Annotated in this window: 14 protein-coding genes; 6 read left to right on the top strand and 8 right to left on the bottom strand. The window is 42.5% G+C overall.

All coding sequences use genetic code 11. From position 1 onward, the window contains the following. The first annotated feature begins 37 nt into the window (after positions 1 to 37). The gene (locus tag JFC10_RS12205; RefSeq protein ID WP_198333040.1) at positions 38 to 751 is read left to right on the top strand and encodes a DUF1499 domain-containing protein; all 714 of its coding nucleotides are present in this window, start codon (positions 38 to 40) and stop codon (positions 749 to 751) included. A 233-nt stretch (positions 752 to 984) separates the two neighbouring features. After that, positions 985 to 2,466 (top strand): lytic murein transglycosylase, encoded by a 1,482-nt coding sequence (locus JFC10_RS12200; protein ID WP_198333039.1) that lies wholly within the window; start codon positions 985 to 987, stop codon positions 2,464 to 2,466. 104 nt (positions 2,467 to 2,570) lie between these two features. Here the strand turns inward: JFC10_RS12200 and JFC10_RS12195 are convergent, their stop codons facing one another. From JFC10_RS12195 to JFC10_RS12180, 4 genes are all read right to left on the bottom strand, one after another. Then, positions 2,571 to 2,870, bottom strand: a complete 300-nt coding sequence (locus tag JFC10_RS12195; RefSeq protein ID WP_198333038.1) for a hypothetical protein — start codon at positions 2,868 to 2,870, stop codon at positions 2,571 to 2,573. A 387-nt stretch (positions 2,871 to 3,257) separates the two neighbouring features. Beyond that, entirely contained in the window at positions 3,258 to 4,256 is a 999-nt protein-coding gene (locus tag JFC10_RS12190; protein WP_227685955.1) for a DUF4062 domain-containing protein, read from the bottom strand. A 165-nt stretch (positions 4,257 to 4,421) separates the two neighbouring features. Beyond that, positions 4,422 to 5,456, bottom strand: a complete 1,035-nt coding sequence (murI, locus tag JFC10_RS12185) for a glutamate racemase (RefSeq protein ID WP_406947332.1) — start codon at positions 5,454 to 5,456, stop codon at positions 4,422 to 4,424. 141 nt (positions 5,457 to 5,597) lie between these two features. Beyond that, positions 5,598 to 6,326 (bottom strand): DUF1285 domain-containing protein, encoded by a 729-nt coding sequence (locus JFC10_RS12180; RefSeq protein ID WP_198333033.1) that lies wholly within the window; start codon positions 6,324 to 6,326, stop codon positions 5,598 to 5,600. A 547-nt stretch (positions 6,327 to 6,873) separates the two neighbouring features. Between JFC10_RS12180 and JFC10_RS12175 the strand changes: the two genes are divergently transcribed. Further along, positions 6,874 to 8,577, top strand: coding sequence for an electron transfer flavoprotein-ubiquinone oxidoreductase (locus JFC10_RS12175; RefSeq protein WP_198333103.1), 1,704 nt, complete (start codon positions 6,874 to 6,876; stop codon positions 8,575 to 8,577). Between the two features lie 113 nt (positions 8,578 to 8,690). Here the strand turns inward: JFC10_RS12175 and JFC10_RS12170 are convergent, their stop codons facing one another. Next, complete coding sequence (locus tag JFC10_RS12170) at positions 8,691 to 10,187, bottom strand: alanine/glycine:cation symporter family protein (protein ID WP_198333031.1); 1,497 nt, start codon at positions 10,185 to 10,187, stop codon at positions 8,691 to 8,693. A 1,110-nt stretch (positions 10,188 to 11,297) separates the two neighbouring features. Here JFC10_RS12170 and JFC10_RS12165 point away from each other — a divergent pair. The 3 genes from JFC10_RS12165 (at position 11,298) to JFC10_RS12155 (ending at position 14,165) form a co-directional block, all read left to right on the top strand. Beyond that, complete coding sequence (locus JFC10_RS12165) at positions 11,298 to 11,558, top strand: DUF4212 domain-containing protein (RefSeq protein ID WP_198333029.1); 261 nt, start codon at positions 11,298 to 11,300, stop codon at positions 11,556 to 11,558. 4 nt (positions 11,559 to 11,562) lie between these two features. Then, positions 11,563 to 13,431: a sodium:solute symporter family protein gene (locus JFC10_RS12160; RefSeq protein ID WP_198333027.1), complete on the top strand. Its 1,869-nt coding sequence runs from the start codon at positions 11,563 to 11,565 to the stop codon at positions 13,429 to 13,431. Between the two features lie 188 nt (positions 13,432 to 13,619). Then, entirely contained in the window at positions 13,620 to 14,165 is a 546-nt protein-coding gene (locus JFC10_RS12155) for a hypothetical protein (RefSeq protein WP_198333026.1), read from the top strand. Between the two features lie 89 nt (positions 14,166 to 14,254). On the opposite strand, the gene JFC10_RS12150 is transcribed toward JFC10_RS12155, so the two are convergent. The 3 genes from JFC10_RS12150 to JFC10_RS12140 all read right to left on the bottom strand — a co-directional run. Further along, positions 14,255 to 14,860, bottom strand: a complete 606-nt coding sequence (locus JFC10_RS12150) for a rhomboid family intramembrane serine protease (RefSeq protein ID WP_198333024.1) — start codon at positions 14,858 to 14,860, stop codon at positions 14,255 to 14,257. Positions 14,861 to 14,899: 39 nt separating this feature from the next. After that, positions 14,900 to 15,952 carry a 5'-nucleotidase gene (locus tag JFC10_RS12145; RefSeq protein ID WP_198333021.1) on the bottom strand — a complete coding sequence of 351 codons (1,053 nt, stop codon included), beginning with the start codon at positions 15,950 to 15,952 and terminating at the stop codon, positions 14,900 to 14,902. 321 nt (positions 15,953 to 16,273) lie between these two features. After that, positions 16,274 to 17,418 (bottom strand): TRAP transporter large permease (locus JFC10_RS12140; RefSeq protein ID WP_198333020.1); only part of this gene is annotated, 1,145 nt, incomplete at its 5' end.

The following is a 17,418-nucleotide window of genomic DNA, read 5'->3' as shown; positions in this document are numbered from 1 at the left end:
GCGATTAATCATTACTAAATCATGATGGAGAAATTGAATGAAAATATTAGTTGGGCTGATAAGTTTAATCTCTATTTTACTAGTCACATTAGCAGGTCCGCTTTACAAGTTTGGCTTAGTAGATTTAGCGACTGCGTTTGCAGGGTTTAAGTTTGGTGTATTTGCTGGCATTGCAGCATTGGTACTATTAGGTATACAGCTCTTATTTAAACGAGATACGGCTAGCCTTAGTAGCGCGTTAACATCGGCAGTGCTTGCTATCACTGCCATTGCTATTCCACTAAGCATGATCAATACCGCCAAAAATGTACCGCCCATTCATGATATTTCTACTGACTTAGTGAACCCACCTGAATTTGTAGCCATTGCCCCACTACGCGCTGATGCACCCAATCCGATAGCCTATGATGGCATCGAGACAGCAGAGCAACAACGCGCCGCCTATCCTGAATTACAAACATTAAATTATCCCCAATCAAAATCCGAGCTGGTTGAGGCGACCAAACAAGCCATCGATAATTTAGGCTGGGAGTTGGTAAATGCCGACGCCGACAAGGGTATTATCGAAGCCACAGATAGGACGATGTGGTTTGGTTTTAAAGATGATGTTGTCGTGCGTATCATTGATAACGATAATGAACGTTTACTAGATATACGCAGTAAATCACGGGTTGGTGGTAGCGATTTGGGCAAAAATGCGGCGCGTATTCATAAGTTTATTGAAGAGTTAGATGGGGTTTTAGGTAAGTGATTAGGGTTTGAAGGAAATGGAAATGATTCATTCCATTTCTTGTTTAGTACTTGATGCATTTTAGCTTATCTATCCTAAACCCTATCCCAACCTCACGCCACCGTCAATTTATAGTAACCGCTTACTTCGATACCTTTTCTTTACCAATGAGATTGGTTACTCTAAGTCCATACTGCCTTAACCAGTTCTGCATCTTCTTTCAATGAGCACTTTGACGTTTATAGGATATTTTCATGCGTTTGACTCCAGTTTCTACTTTATCGTTACTTAGCCTTGCTGTTGGGCTGAGCTTTACTAGCACTGCTCAAGCCGCTCAGCCGCCAGCGCCAAACTTGTCTAATGCCGAGTTTCAACAGTGTTTAGACGGTTTAAAAAACTCTAGTAAATTTCGAGGGGTTGATAGTGCTACTTTTAATAACTATCGCCCTAGCCAGCCTGATCCTAGCGTGATTCAGTCACTCAACTATCAGCCAGAGTTTCAAAAAGATGTCTGGGACTATTTATCTTCACTGGTCGATAAGGAGCGCGTAGAAGACGGCATCCGCGCCAAGCGCCAATGGGCAGATACGCTACGTCAAATTGAATCACGCTATGGGGTCAAAGCCGAGCACGTACTAGGTGTATGGGGCGTTGAGTCCAATTTTGGACAGACATTGGGCAAAAAACCTTTGTTTGAATCTTTAGCGACGCTGTCTTGTTTTGATCGCCGTCAGAGCTACTTCCAAGGTGAGTATGCTAATGCGCTAAAAATTGTGCAAAACGGTGATATCGCGCCAAGTGATATGACTGGCTCATGGGCAGGCGCATTTGGGCAAACGCAGTTTATGCCAAGTACCTTTTTAGAGCTGGCCGTAGATTTTGATGGCGATGGTCGCCGTGATTTGGTCAATAGTGTGCCTGACGCGCTGGCCTCTACCGCCAATTTCTTGGACAATCGTGGCTATCGTACGGGCGAGCCTTGGGGCTATGAAGTCAAATTGCCTGATGGATTTTGGGCAGCGTCTGACCGTAAAAACAAGAAGTCTATTAGCCACTGGCGCAATCAAGGTTTAACCCTTGCTAATGGTAGCCCGCTTCCTTCTGATTTGAGTAGCGCTGGGCTATTATTACCCGCTGGCAAAGATGGTCCTGCTTTCTTAGTCGGTAAAAACTTTGATACGTTTTATTCTTATAATGCGTCAGAAAACTATGCGTTGGCAATTGCGCATTTATCAGATTTAATCACTCGTGAAGACAGCAGCAAAACTGACTTTGTCACTGCATGGCCTACCGATGACCCTGGTATCAGTCGCCAGCAAGCCAAAGATATTCAGCAAGCATTATTGAACGCGGGTTACGATATTGGCGGTGTTGATGGCATCATTGGCGACAATACCCGTACCGCGATTCAGCAATACCAATCTAGTCGTGGTATCTTCCCAGCTGATGGCCGCGCAGGACAGAAATTCTACCGTGCAATCGTTGGAAACGCTGGAAACACAGCCCCGAGAAGCACGCAATACGGCAATCAATACGGGCAGCCGTCGAATAGCCAGCCTTTAAACCCTGCCCCTGCTGATCGTATGGGACAGCTGATTCAGCAGCAAACGAGTACTCCTAATACTTACTCGACGCAGCCTTCTGCGCAATCACCTACCTCTGGTAACGCACGCTATCGCCGTGTCACCGGTAGCGATGGTGTTGTAAAACTCATTCGTGTTGACGAAGGTTCGTAGTATTACGCGGATGTATCTTAGGTTAAGCACATAAAAAAAGCCACGTTAATAATAACGTGGCTTTTTTTATGTGCTTATTCTTTATTTTTTAGTTGGTTTTTAACTTAAACGATAGGTGGTGGGTTTGGTTTACCATTGTCACCATCCCAGTTCTCACGTGCTTTGTCATCTAGATCAGCAGGTGTTTTTGGTTCCCACTTGCCATTTTCTTTCCACGTGGCATCACCCCAGTCTTCATCCTCCGCTTTTCTATCCAAATCCTTATAAGCTTGGCTAGGGTCGATACCGCGACGTTTCATGTCCGCTACCTGCTCTTCTAATGTATGAAATTGCTCGGCATCATGCATAGATTTCTCTAAACTATCAAGCTCTTTTTTTAATGCATCATTTTTAGCGTTACTCATCAGGTGCTCTCCTTAGTCAGTCAGTATTATTATGCGATTTATATGCATTCGATCTAGATGTATATAATTTATAAGTCAGTAATTTATAAGTCAGTAATTTATAAGTCAGTAATTTATAAGTCAGTAATTTATAAGTCAGTAATTTATAAGTCAGTAATTTATAAGTCAGTAATTTATAAGTCAGTAACTTTAATAGAACCAATGTCTTTATTATCAATCTCCGATTAGTCTTAATATTACCAGTCTTAAATGGATTCACAACCGTTGACGCGTATGCTTTGTATTACAAAACGTAGTCATAGGCACACGTATGCTCTGTACATCAGATAGGCTATCTTACTATTTTCAGATTAGGAAGGCAGGATTACTATTAGCGAAGAGTGCGAATCATTGGGATTTATGAGGTATTTCGTTCAAGAGGTTTTTTGCATGGAAGGTCAACTTCCAAAGCTCTTGCGATACGCGAGTGCCATAGGTCGTGAGCTGTATCCAGTTTGCACCTACCAGCTGACGTTGCAGCTGGTTCAAATCATCTTGAGAAATTTGGCAGCGCGAGACGGCATGGACATTCGGCATATCTTTCTTGATGTCTTGCTCAGCTTTTGACGCGATTAAGCGATTCATAGCATTTTGCAAGCCATAGCTCGTAAAGGTCGCCGGTATTTTCATTAAGGCGATCAATATCTCTCGCCATGTTAAGGTCATTGGTCTGAAAACATCCGTCAGGTTACCGCCCTCATAGGCTTGAGCACTATATTGAATTTCAAAAGCTTCTAACAATACAATTGGCTTACTGAAATTATCAGACACAAATTCATCAGCAGTGGGGCTATTTTCCTTGAGAGTTTTGTCAGTGGACAATAGATCCGCAAACCTTTCCGCTACCGTTTGCTTGCTAAATTTGATCGTCTCTTCACTGGCTCTCAGCCATCCACCAACGACCTGATGATTGGACACTGCATTATAGTAAGCTTGTACGAGCAATGGCTCGATATCCGCTTCTGTATCATAATAATATATCTTGTTGTCTTGCCGAGTCACTGAGTTAATAAATTCTTGCAGTTGACGACTGATAATCGCATCTGGATGATGATTTTTGACTAAGATTAATAACGGTTTGAGCTTGGCCTTGGCATTTAAATAGCTCAAATGCATTTGGCTAACGCCATTCCTTTGCACGGTGCCATAACTGTCTCCAATGAGCATCAGCGCATAATCACAAGAGTCGATGCACTGTCGACCATATAGTGATGCTTTTGGCAATTGGCTCGACACATCATAGGTCAAGAAGGCACGCGACTGGAAAAATATCGCCAAGCTGTCCAAGACCAACAATTGATCATTGTCAGCGCATATGATGTGAATATGATAGCGACGGTCTGGCACAATCACCTCTAAGCTTAGGTCGTGACATAAAATAATATGATATAAAATAGAGCACAAATATTTTGTTCTGCACAGCCGAGCATACTCTTGCAGAAATACACTCAATTTATTTTAACTAAATCAATACTACAGGCAAGGGATTGGCGTAAATAGCTTTGCTAGCAATTACTCAGGATAGTATTGCAATACGGTCTCTTTACCAAGTAAGCGCTCAATCAAGGCGCCTAGTCTATCACTATATTTGGTAGCATGGAAAGTTAATGGCAATCCAATATCAACATTTGTCTTATTAATTGCACTCAAATCATGAGTACTTGTAGCGTTATCAAAAGTGGCTGACATCTGATTTGCAACCAATAGCTGCTTGACTCGCTCAGCAATTGCTTGTCCAGAATCAACGACCTGCATAGCCAATCGCTGCTGAGCAATCTCATCTAACAAAAACGTTTTGAAAAATGGATAGTGCGTACAGCCTAGGACCAATTGATCAACACCATCATGAGCAAATAATGTGAGCTGCTGGCGCAATCTCAAAGCAGTATCATCTTGCTCTGGCATCCCAGCCTCTACCCAAGGTACCAATTGTGGATCAAAATACTTAGTCACCACCGTATTGTTGGGTTTGGCAAAGTGATCGATGACCTCATTAAGCAATGTGCCATTCAAGGTAGCCTTAGTGGCTAATACTACCACACGACCACTTTTGCTCGCCGATATGGCCGGCTTTAGCGCTGGTACTAATCCGACGATAGGCAGCTGCGGATAACGCCGTCTGGCTGTTTCCAAAGCGTAGGCTGAAGCGCTATTACAAGCGATGACAATGAGCTTGCAGCCCTGCTCATACAACCAATCAATAGCTATCAAAGTCAAAGCTTCAATATCGGCGCTATCACGATTACCATAAGGTACATTTAAGGTATCTGCATAATAAATATAACGCTCTGCAGGTAACTGCTGTGCCAAATGTAGATAAACAGACAGTCCACCAACACCAGAGTCAAACAGTCCGATTGGCGCATTGTGCTTTTTATTATTCACAACTGTGCCGACATGCGTTTTATGGATATCAGCTTTAGCATTAGTTGCACTCTCAAAATTCTCAACATGGTTACCATCAACGGCACCTGAGCGAATTTTCACTCTATCTAAGATATTACTTGCAGCAATATCCATCACTACTCTACCGCCATTTTTATACACATATCGTCATCTTTATGCTGTTTGCTGTTTGCTGTTTGCTGTTTGCTGTTTGCTGTTTGGCATACTACGGTAAATATCAGGTGACTTATCACTATTTAGGCAGTAAATCATTTAACGGATAGATAGTTTGCAGCCATTCATTTAACTGGCTGGCATCGACAGCTCATAGTATTTTCCGCCACTTTGTAACGTTAGTATCGTCTCACCATTTTGCTCTGTCAATTCACCAATTTCGGTCAAATGATAAAAAGTATTACGCCCAATAAGTGCGTCCAAACCATTTCTAACTGGCATATAAGGACGTACCTGAATATCCGTTGCTGTCTCTTGATGGTTTTCAGTATTTACCGCAGCAGTCGGCTGATCAATCGTATCTTTATCTATAGGATTATACGCCTTTAATGTGATGGCGTGCTCATCATCTAAACGCACCACATCGCCAGTTGTCGTCGTGAACTCTAACCAGCTCACACTGTCTTCATGCACAATACCGACATCGTTAATTAATAAAGGGGCATCTTCAACTTGGATACGGATTTTCTGTACTGGCGTCTTCAAAAAATATTCAATGATACCATTATTGTCTTCTTTCCATAAAATAGTCGCAAATAGGCTCACTAATGACTCTCTGGTCATTTGCCCACCTTCATGCCACCACTCGCCATTTGCTTTTATGACCAGATCCATATCAGCAACGTCTTCAGGATGCCATTGATCCAATGGTGGGATGGCACGTCCTTCACGTTTGCCTACGGTAGACTTTAGATACTGACTGAGTGAATCCATATTATTTAGCTCAGATAGCAGGTCTTTTGGCGGTTCAGCTGCCGTTTCATCGTTTTGAATGGTGTCTTCATTATTGTTATTCATCGTATAATCCTTTACCTAGCATTCAAAGTTTGGCAAATCTATTATTACTATAAATTTTAGTTTCGGGTATGATGAAAACATATCATCTTAGCACCCTCATTAGTTCAATCTTACCTTAACATCGATACTCATAAATGCGTATCGTGTTTGTAGGACTTTTCTTTTATAATGAGTAACGATTTTTTATTGAAATGGTCAAGTTGGTGTTGTGTTAATGACACATTTTACGTGATGTGTTGATATCTTTAAATACATGGATCTCAACAGTAGCGTGGTCAATTGATGTCGCAAAGACAGTTTTTATCAGGCAGCCATATGTCTGAGTAACGTTAGCACCGCAAGTCTATTATTCAATTGTTAAGCTAATGATGCCCTGAGATAAGCCACTAAAAGTTTAGGAGTAGGTATGCAAGAGCAAGACAATCAAAAGCCAGTCATTGATAGTGACACTGTGAATACTGACCCATCAGTAGCGACAGAGACGGCAAATCTAGATAAAGCAGAGCCAGCCGTTGTGGCCCAAGAAGTGCCCGCAGAAACAGTCTCTATGGACAAAGCGCCAGAGCCAGTAGTAGAACCTGTCGTGGCAGAGCCTGAGATTGAACGTGAATCCATGGAATTTGACGTTATCATCGTTGGCGGTGGACCTGCTGGGCTATCTGCTGCTATCCGCCTGCGTCAGCTCGCTATCGCTGCTGGTAATGATGAGTTTATGGTTTGTGTGGTCGAAAAAGGCTCTGAATTTGGTGCGCATACCTTATCAGGTGCTGTCATCGAACCACGCGCTTTGAACGAGCTGATACCAGACTGGAAAGAAAAAGGCGCGCCGCTTAATGTGCCAGCGACCGAAGATCGCTTTTATTATTTAAACTCTGCTACTCGCTCTACTAAAGTACCTGACTCTTTGATCCCAGGGCCGATGCACAACAATGGCAACTATATTGTGTCGCTAGGTAATGTAGTGCGCTGGTTGGCGGTACAAGCTGAAGAGCTTGAAGTCATGATGTTCCCAGGCTTCCCTGCGGATGATATTTTATATAACGATGACGGTTCGGTACGCGGTGTCTTAACGGGCGATATGGGTGTGGCTGCTAATGGCGAAGCCAAGCCTAGCTTTGAGCCAGGTTATGAGCTACTTGCTAAATATACTATTTTTGCCGAAGGCAGCCGTGGTCATTTAGGCAAACGCTTAATCAGCCGTTTTGATCTTGATAAAGACTCAGATCCTCAGCATTACGGTATCGGTCTAAAAGAGCTGTGGGATGTGGTGCCTGAGAAACACGAACAAGGCGTGGTCATGCACGGTCTTGGCTGGCCCTTGACCGAAACAGGCTCTACTGGTGGCTGGTGGTTATATTTCGACGAAAACAACCAAGTAAGTTTTGGTCTTGTCGCTGACCTGTCTTACCACAACCCATATATGTCGCCATTCGATGAGATGCAGCGCTTAAAAACCCATCCCGTCATCAAAAATGTCTTGGAAGGCGGCAAGCGTATCTCTTATGGTGCACGTGCTTTGACCAAAGGTGGCTTAAACTCCCTACCGAAACTCACTTTCCCAGGTGGCGTATTGGTCGGTGATGATGCTGGATTCTTAAACCCAGCAAAAATCAAAGGCACACACACCTCGATGAAGTCAGGCATGCTAGCCGCCGAAGCCATCTTTGAGGCGCTACAAGCAGATCGTCAACATGATGAAGTGGTTGCTTATACGACTATGTATAAAGAATCATGGTTGTACCAAGACAACTATGAATCACGTAACTTCTCACCTGCAATACATCGCATGGGTCTGTTTATGGGCGGTGCATTTACCTTTATCGAGCACAACTTATTGAAAGGTAAGATGCCATTTACCCTACACGATAACCTGCCAGATTATGATCAGTTAGAGCGTGCCAATCATGCTTATCAACCAACCTACCTCAAGCCTGATGGCAAACTGGTATTTGATAAGCTGTCATCGGTATTTATCTCTAATACTAACCATGCAGAAGACCAGCCGGTACATTTGAAACTGACTGACCCAACGGTACCTGTTTCCATTAACTTACCGCTATATGCTGAGCCTGCCCGTTTATACTGCCCAGCTGGTGTATATGAAATAGTAAAAGATGCGGAAGGTGCTAAGTTTGTGATCAATGCGCAAAACTGTGTGCATTGTAAAACTTGTGATATCAAAGATCCTTCACAGAACATCACTTGGGTAACGCCAGAAGGTGGCGGTGGCCCTAACTATCCTAATATGTAAACATAAACAATATTAGGATCCATCGCTCATAACAAAAACCGCCCTTATGAATTCATAAGGGCGGTTTTTTTAACTTCAAAACATGAGACAAGTTTATCTTTAATCAGGTTAGATTAATCTGTCCATGCATCACGATTGGCTTCGTCTTTAAGCTTCACAAAGTCATCAGGATTAAACTTGATTTGATCACCGGTTTTACCCTCTTTAATCTGACGCTCATAGTCGCGTAATATTCTCAGTGCCACTGGAGACAGTAGCAAAATAGCCAATAAGTTGACCAAGGCCATTAGACCCATTGATAAATCAGCGAAGTTCCATATGGCAGGAAGGCTGGCAATAGCACCAACAAATACCATGCCAAGCACCATAAAGCGGAATATCATAATCATAACTTTGGCATTTTTGGCACCAGAGATAAACTCAAGATTCGATTCACCATAACTATAATTGGCAATGATGGAGGTGAAAGAGAAGAAGAAAATAGCAATCGCAACGAAGATAACACCCATATCACCCACATACTGTGACAGCGCTAACTGAGTCAGCTGAATACCTTCTTGCTCAACACTAGGATCGACCACACCGGACAAAATAACAATTGATGCGGTTGCCGTACAAATGACAAGCGTATCCATAAATACACCCAGCATTTGCATAAATCCTTGCACCGCTGGATGATCGGGATAACTCTTCGCCGTTGCCGCCGCATTAGGCGCTGAACCCATACCTGCTTCGTTTGAAAACAGACCGCGCTTGATACCATTAATCATTGCCTGAGCAATACCATAACCAATCACCCCGCCTGCTGCTTGCTCAAAACCAAAGGCTGACTTAACAATCAATACAATCGCCGCTGGGAATTGACTAAAATTCGTCACGATAATGAACAATGCTAATAGGATATAGAGAATCGCCATAACGGGTACGATCTTACCCGCAATACGAGCAACCGAGCGCAAACCACCGAATACCACTGGCGCGACTAATACGACCAATACCAAGCCTGTCATCCACGTTGGCACGCCAAACGCTTCGTTGGTCGCTTGTGCAATGGTATTTGACTGCACGCCATTAAAGGCTAAGCCGAACGCCACCAACAAGCATAATGAGAAAAATATCGCTAGCCAGCGTTGACCGAGACCTTTTTCGATATAATAAGCAGGTCCACCGCGGTAAACATTGTCATTGTGCGGCACTTTATAGGCTTGTGCTAATGTTGATTCGATAAAGCTGGTCGACATACCGACGATCGCAGTCATCCACATCCAAAACACCGCACCCGGACCACCAAGGTAAATCGCAATCGCCACCCCTGCCAAGTTACCCGTGCCGACACGCGCAGCCAATGATGTCATCAGTGCTTCAAATGAGCTGATACCGCCATCTTTACGCCCTTGATTGGAAACGCGCAATAATTGCCACATATGCCCAAAGTGGCGAAACTGAATAAAACGTGTTGCAATGGTAAAATAAAGACCCGCACCAATCAGTACGAACATCAGTAATCCATACCAAGGGTTATTCGCAATCAACCAATCATTGTTGCCCCAAATAATGCTGACACCATAATTTACGATGCTATTAAACCAACCTACTATCCCTTCGTCCATACTGCTATCCCCTCACTTACATTTCATACTGTTAGTATATTTTATGGATTGACGTGATTAATGATATTTCAAAATGCTTACTAAACTCTCTGCCTATTTACGAAACAGTGAATATCTGATCCAAATATGGGCAAAGTAAATCACTCACATCCTGTCGCTACATTTTAACTGACTAAAGATTATTTAACTATTTCAAACCTTTATTCTGTCAATTAAGCAAGCCCAAACTTTTGAAGGGTCTCGCGATAAGTATTAAAACATTATTCTTATAGACGAAATTCTATAGAAAACTTTTAAGACTAAATGCGATAGAGAGAGATTAAAACGTATTTAGATATGTGTCCCTATAAGAAAAATTTTCACTGTCATAATATTTATTTATCAGAGTATTGCCTATATTTACAGAATGGATGACTTTTATTACCAATAATGCTCTAATACCCCTATAAAACTAAATCCTTAATATAAATAGGGTTTTAGCATAGCATCTGAGTAATGGCAGCTTTATTGTCCAATCCTTCTAACATAAGTTGACCATAGTTTTCATGAAGCAAACATTTTGTTACATAAAGTAAATAAAATTTATTTATTGTTAATTAAGGCAATATTGTATATATTCCCAATAAGTTCATAAATATTTCTTGCAATACTTATCGGCATGAATAAGAAGCTGTAATATTAAAAAAATATCATCAGGAAGATGAGCATAATAAGACAGAGGACTGTCGACCGATACCGACCCTCCTTCATAAATACTCATCTTTACATACTATAAATCTAGTCGATCTATACCCTTAAATCTTGTTTGGTAATTGGGTTTTAGTCGATTTAAACCAGTATTTTACAAAATCGTTTTTAGCAATATCGAGTAACTAAGAAGCATTTCTCGCAGCGCTTTGACTGCTAGAAATTTGTTTATTTTTTCGATAATATTGGGTTACTTACTACTGGTTGGTCATTCTGCTTTATCAATCTATAAACTGATTTTATGATCCGATTATAGACAGCGTATCAAACTGCATTCCACCACGTGATACATGCTAAAGCAAAATAACTTGTCAGGCTCAAATAAGTAATCTTGTTTTTATGTTAGGCAAAAGGAGTTGTCCTATGGAAAACCACAACGATCCATCCGGTTATTGGCGTGCCAATGTCCGTCTTATTTTAGGTAGCCTATTTATTTGGGCGCTATGCTCATACGGGTTTGGGATTTTATTACGTCCTCTCTTAGCAGGTATAAAAATCGGTGGTACCGACTTGGGCTTTTGGTTTGCTCAACAAGGATCTATTGGGGTATTTATCATTTTAATTTTCTTCTACGCTTGGCGTATGAATAAGTTAGATAAACAATACGGCGTAGACGAGGAGTAGCCCCATGAGTCAATTTACGATTAATATTATTTTTGTAGGTCTATCTTTCGCTCTATACTTCGGTATTGCGATTTGGGCTCGTGCTGGTACTACGAGTGAGTTTTACGTAGCAGGTGGCGGTGTCCACCCTGTTGTCAACGGTATGGCAACAGCTGCTGACTGGATGAGTGCCGCGTCTTTTATCTCGATGGCAGGTATCCTTGCCGCTGGTGGTTACAGTGCATCAACTTACTTGATGGGCTGGACCGGTGGCTATGTACTACTAGCGATGCTATTGGCGCCTTACTTACGTAAGTTTGGTAAGTTTACGGTTCCTGACTTCATCGGCGACCGTTTTTATTCTAAAACCGCGGCAATGATTGCGGTGGTTTGTTTGATTATCGCGTCAACCACATACGTTATCGGTCAGATGACAGGTGCGGGTGTTGCCTTCTCACGCTTCTTGGAAGTTGAAAACACTACTGGTCTACTGATTGCTGCAGTTGTTGTCTTCTTCTATGCCGTCCTTGGTGGTATGAAAGGGATTACTTACACGCAGGTAGCACAGTATGTCGTTCTAATGATTGCTTACACCATTCCTGCTGTTTTCATCTCACTTGAGTTAACAGGTAATCCAATTCCAGGTTTGGGCTTGTTTTCAAACGATGTAGAAGCAGGTATTCCTATCTTAGCCAAGCTAGATCAGGTGGTTACCGACTTGGGTTTCACGGCCTATACTGCTGACGTCCCTAACAAGCTAAACATGGTGCTATTTACATTATCACTCATGATTGGTACAGCAGGTCTACCTCACGTCATTATTCGCTTTTTTACGGTTCCTAAAGTGGCTGATGCCCGCTGGACTGCTGGTTGGACATTGGTATTTATCTCGCTACTATACTTCACTGCACCTGCGGTTGGTGCGATGGCACGTCTAAACCTTATCGATACAATCTATCCACAGGGTGTTACAGAAGCGCCTTTGGAGTATGACCAACGTCCAGATTGGATGAAGACATGGGAAGATACTGGTCTTATTAAATATACTGATCTTAATAATGATGGTCGTATCCAAATGTACAACGACAGTGGACTTGGTGCCGCTGAACTTGCCTTGTCTGCTGCACAAGCGGATGGTGGCGATGTAGCGGCTGCCACTGCAGCTGTAGAGGCTGCAAGTATTGCACAGAATCTAGAACTTGACGGACGCTTTACAGCAGCAGGCTGGAAGGGTAACGAGCTGGATGTGAATGCGGATATCTTAGTATTGGCTAACCCAGAAATTGCAAACCTTCCACCATGGGTTATTGGTCTTATCGCCGCAGGTGGTTTGGCAGCAGCGCTCTCAACAGCAGCAGGCCTACTACTCGCTATCTCGTCAGCGATCAGTCATGACTTGATTAAACGAAACCTTAATCCAAATATCACTGATAAAGGCGAGTTGAGAGTTGCACGTATTACGATGGGTATTGCAATTGTCGTCGCTACATGGCTCGGTATTAATCCACCAGGGTTTGCCGCACAGGTAGTCGCATTAGCATTCGGTATTGCTGGTGCCTCACTCTTCCCTGCACTGATGATGGGTATTTTCTCCAAACGTATCAACAATGTTGGTGCCATCGCTGGTATGCTAACAGGTCTGATCAGCATCCTTGTTTATATCTTTGTCTTCAAAGGTTGGTTCTTCATTAGCGGTACGGCGAATTTCCCTGATACACCAGAGTACTGGTTGTTTGGTATCTCGCCACTGTCATTTGGTGCAGTTGGAGCATTACTCAACTTTATCGTAGCATTTGCTGTCTCTTATGCTACTGCTCCCCCACCATTATACATCCAAGAGCTGGTTGAAAGTGTTCGCTCTCCACGTGGCGCAGGCGGGGCAGTCGACCACTAAGCGTACTAATGAGGATATATCTTCAGTTACTATATATCACTCACAGGCAGTAGCTGCTTGTGAGTGATTTTTTTATCTTTTATTTATTATAAAAAATGTTAGATTTTTGCTTTATTGAATATACTTTACTAATTATGCTTAGTTAAAAGCACTCAATTAAAAGTGCCTAACGCATTAAGGAAGATTTTATGCTTTTTGAGTTTATCGCTACCATCGCTGCCGCGTTTGGCATGGCTGGTCTAGCACTGATTATAACTCACCTCAGTAAACTGGCTGGCAAACGCGCACCAAAGTGGCTTATCCCTTTGTTTGCGGCGATCGGTATGTTTGCCTTTCAAATACACCAAGAATATAACTGGTATGGTCAGCAAGTGAGCAAGTTACCAGCAGGCGTACAAGTCGTCAAAGTAGCAAAAAGCACCGAGTGGTTTCGCCCATGGTCTTATGTCAAGCCGCAAATATTGCGTTTTATCGCTGCCGATACAGGCAATGCTAGCGTACAGGTAGACAATCCAAATATATATTTGGTCAATTTATATTTGTTTGAAAGACGCAGAAGTGTGCAGAAAGTACCACAAGTTATAGACTGTCGTATTCCTGCACGTGCAGATTATGTAATGCCCGAAAAAGACAGCAAGCTAACGATTGATGAACATGTGAGACAAACAACAGCATGGCGAGAGTTGGCAACAGATGATCCGTTGTTTATTAGTATTTGCACCGATAAAAGCTAATTTCCCCATAAATATATATATATGAAATACTGATAACACATATGATGATTATTAAGGGGTTTAAGTCTGCTTATCTTATAGTCATGTATTCAATTGCGCTGAGAAGTTGACGTATAAGTATGCTTAGAGTTAGCGCCTAGCAGCAAACCAGCACATAACCCACCGAAGTGCGCCGCAAAAGAGATACCTTGTTGCGGCATCAATCCTTGCTTGATAGTCAACCAATAGCCAGTACCCATGACAATACAGGCAAGCAAGTAACCCCAGCGCCGCGCAAATATAGCTCCGCCAATCATATAACCGAGCATCGCGAAGCATAACCCTGATGCACCAATATGAATTGACAATGGCGAGCCAATGATCCAAGTGACCAATCCAGATGCGATAATCAGCTTAATTACCGTTCGATAGGCATTCTTCTCAAACAACCCAAACAAAAATAAAATTTGTAATAACGTCAAGGTGTTACCAAGCAAATGTGAAAAATTACCATGCATCGTCCATGACGCAAATACCCCAATCATACTGCCCACATCTAAGGCACGAGGCACAATCCCAAAGATATTCCACATGCCAAACAATGCCGCTTTATTTAAAAAAAACATGCCCCACATCGGTATTAATACAAAAGCATATAAGCCAATAACCTGCTTTATCCGTATCATAATCAAGCTAAGCAATTGCTGCCAATTCATATCATGCCCTATTTTTTAATCTATATTTTTAGCCATATTTTAGTGACTTAGCGTAGAATTTGAGCGCGTTACAGGTGTAAAATCTAACAATGCAGCATCTTTATCAGTCATCAAATAACTGTCGCTATGTAATAACGACGTCGAGTGGTAAGGCACCAACGCGGTAGGCACAAAGCGACGAGCAGCATCGATATGTTTGATAGAATCATCAAAAAAGATATGAGGTGCAAACGTTCTAAGTACGGCTGTTTTTTCTAGACCTCCTAAGAAAAATGCCATATCAACATTGACGCCCCACTCCCGCAATGTCTTAATCGCACGCAGATCAGCGGGTGCATTGCGAGCCGTTACCAATGCAATTTTTATTGGAGAATATTTGAGACCTGCTGGCAGACGTTCCTGTAAATTTGACAGTTTAATCAATAATTCAGCATAAGGGCCTTTTTCAATCGGTAAATCACGCATTTGTATTTCACGATCATGAAAAGCTCGCAGCCCTTTTTGCTTATAGAGCAGCTCACCTGAATCATCAAACAGCACCGCGTCCCCATCAAAAGCAATACGCAACTGGTCGGTATCTAACTCATAGGTATTGACAGGGGTTGCGTCTAGTATGGCACAAGCACAGATATTGGCATCAGCCACTTGCTGAGCATCTTCACGATTGGTGGTCAGAAACAGATCAACATTGAAGTCTTTGATATAAGGAGCAATAGGACTGCCTGAAATAAATGCCGAACGTGAAATATTGATACCATGCTCTAAAATTGCGTTAAGAACTTGAATACCCGTATCCGGGCTACTTTTTGAGACAATAACGACTTCAACCAAAGGTGTTTCAATTTCTGAATCCTGCTTATCGCCACCATCACAATACTCATTTAAATTTAGCAATGCTTTAATTAATGGATAACCAGCACCAATATTTAAAGGGTCGTTTTCACGCTCGGTCATGTAGTCACGAAACTCTTTGATAGCGCTTGTCGGTCGCTGCGCCAATAGCTGCAATAAATGGTTCTCAGACTCTGTTAAATCAAAAAGCGCGGTTGCAGAAATCGCGACTATGAGAGTGTTACTAAAATCGACTGCCATTATTTTCTCTACTTATAAAATCATCTATTCAGAACTACCAACCAGTTTACTACATTCATAAGCCCTTAGAATGATAAGAAAAGTTATCCACGTATAATATAATTGAGCATAAAAATCACTTAGGCAATCAAAATAACCGCTCAGGAAGTTGTCCCATCGTATGACTTTATGTGGCGTAATTTAACCATAGAATTATTCGACCAACTTTTTCTTTTATCATAAAAAAGCCATATTGCTATGAAAACAATATGACCTTATTAGTGAATCATGCAGATGAGTTATATAACTGTGATCTTTGAAACTTACTTTTATCAATAGAGCTTACGTTAGCAGCACTAAAGATATTGCAGGGAACATAACCAAGATTACTAATCTAACCAAATCCGACACAATAAAAGGCGCCACCCCGCGAAACATATCAGACAGCTTAATATGCGGTGCCATCGCCTTAATCACGAAGATATTCATCCCCATTGGCGGCGTAATCAAACCTAATTCCACCGTCAGCACCGCCACGATACCGAACCATACCGGATCAAACCCTAAGGCTAGAATAATCGGATACACCACAGGAATGGTAATGACCAGCATCGCTAGCGCATCCATAAACAGACCCAGCAAGAAATACATGATCAAAATACAGATCAGCACAATCATCGGACTGACAGCCAAGCCACCGATCCAAGACGCCAGCGTATAAGACAAGCGCGATACAGAGATAAAGTATCCTAATGCCTCTGCACCCAGCAGCATAAAGAACACCACTGCAGAGAGCGCCAAGGTCTCAATCAAAGACTGCTTGAGACCATCCATGCGCATACCTTTCACGAACGCATAGGCCCAAGAGACAAAGGCACCGACGGCCGCCCCTTCTGTTGGCGTAAACAACCCAAAGAAGATACCAGCAATAATTACAATAAAGATAAAGCTAAAAGGGATTAGACCAGTTAATGATACAAGCTTGGCTTTCCAAGACGTTCTCTCACCGCGCTTTGCCAGATGCGGTTTCCAGCGCACCATAATCATCACCGTGATGGAGTACATCACCATCCCAAGCATCCCTGGTAAGAAACCCGCGATAAACATATCGCCAACCGACTGCTGGGTTAGAATGGCATAGACCAGTAAAGCAATACTGGGCGGGATCATGATACCAAGCGTACCACCTGCCGCTAAAATACCGCAGGCAAAGCCGGGTTGATAGCCATACTTCTCCATTTGCGGTAGAGCTACTTTAGTCATAGTAGAGGCGGTAGCGAGTGAAGACCCTGAGATAGATGCAAAGATACCAGAGGAACCGATACCCGCAATACCAAGACTTCCCCTCACCCCACCAAAGATGGTTCGAGTGGCTTCAAACAGTTTCCCTGCCATACCAGAATGAGTGGCAAAGACGCCCATTAAAATAAATAAGGGAATGGCACTAAAGTCATATTTGGCTAGCACATCTACCGGAATATCTTTGA

The sequence above is a fragment of the Psychrobacter aquimaris genome (genome assembly GCF_016107525.1).
GTDB lineage: Bacteria > Pseudomonadota > Gammaproteobacteria > Pseudomonadales > Moraxellaceae > Psychrobacter > Psychrobacter aquimaris.
This window is presented reverse-complemented; position numbering and strand designations above follow the sequence as displayed.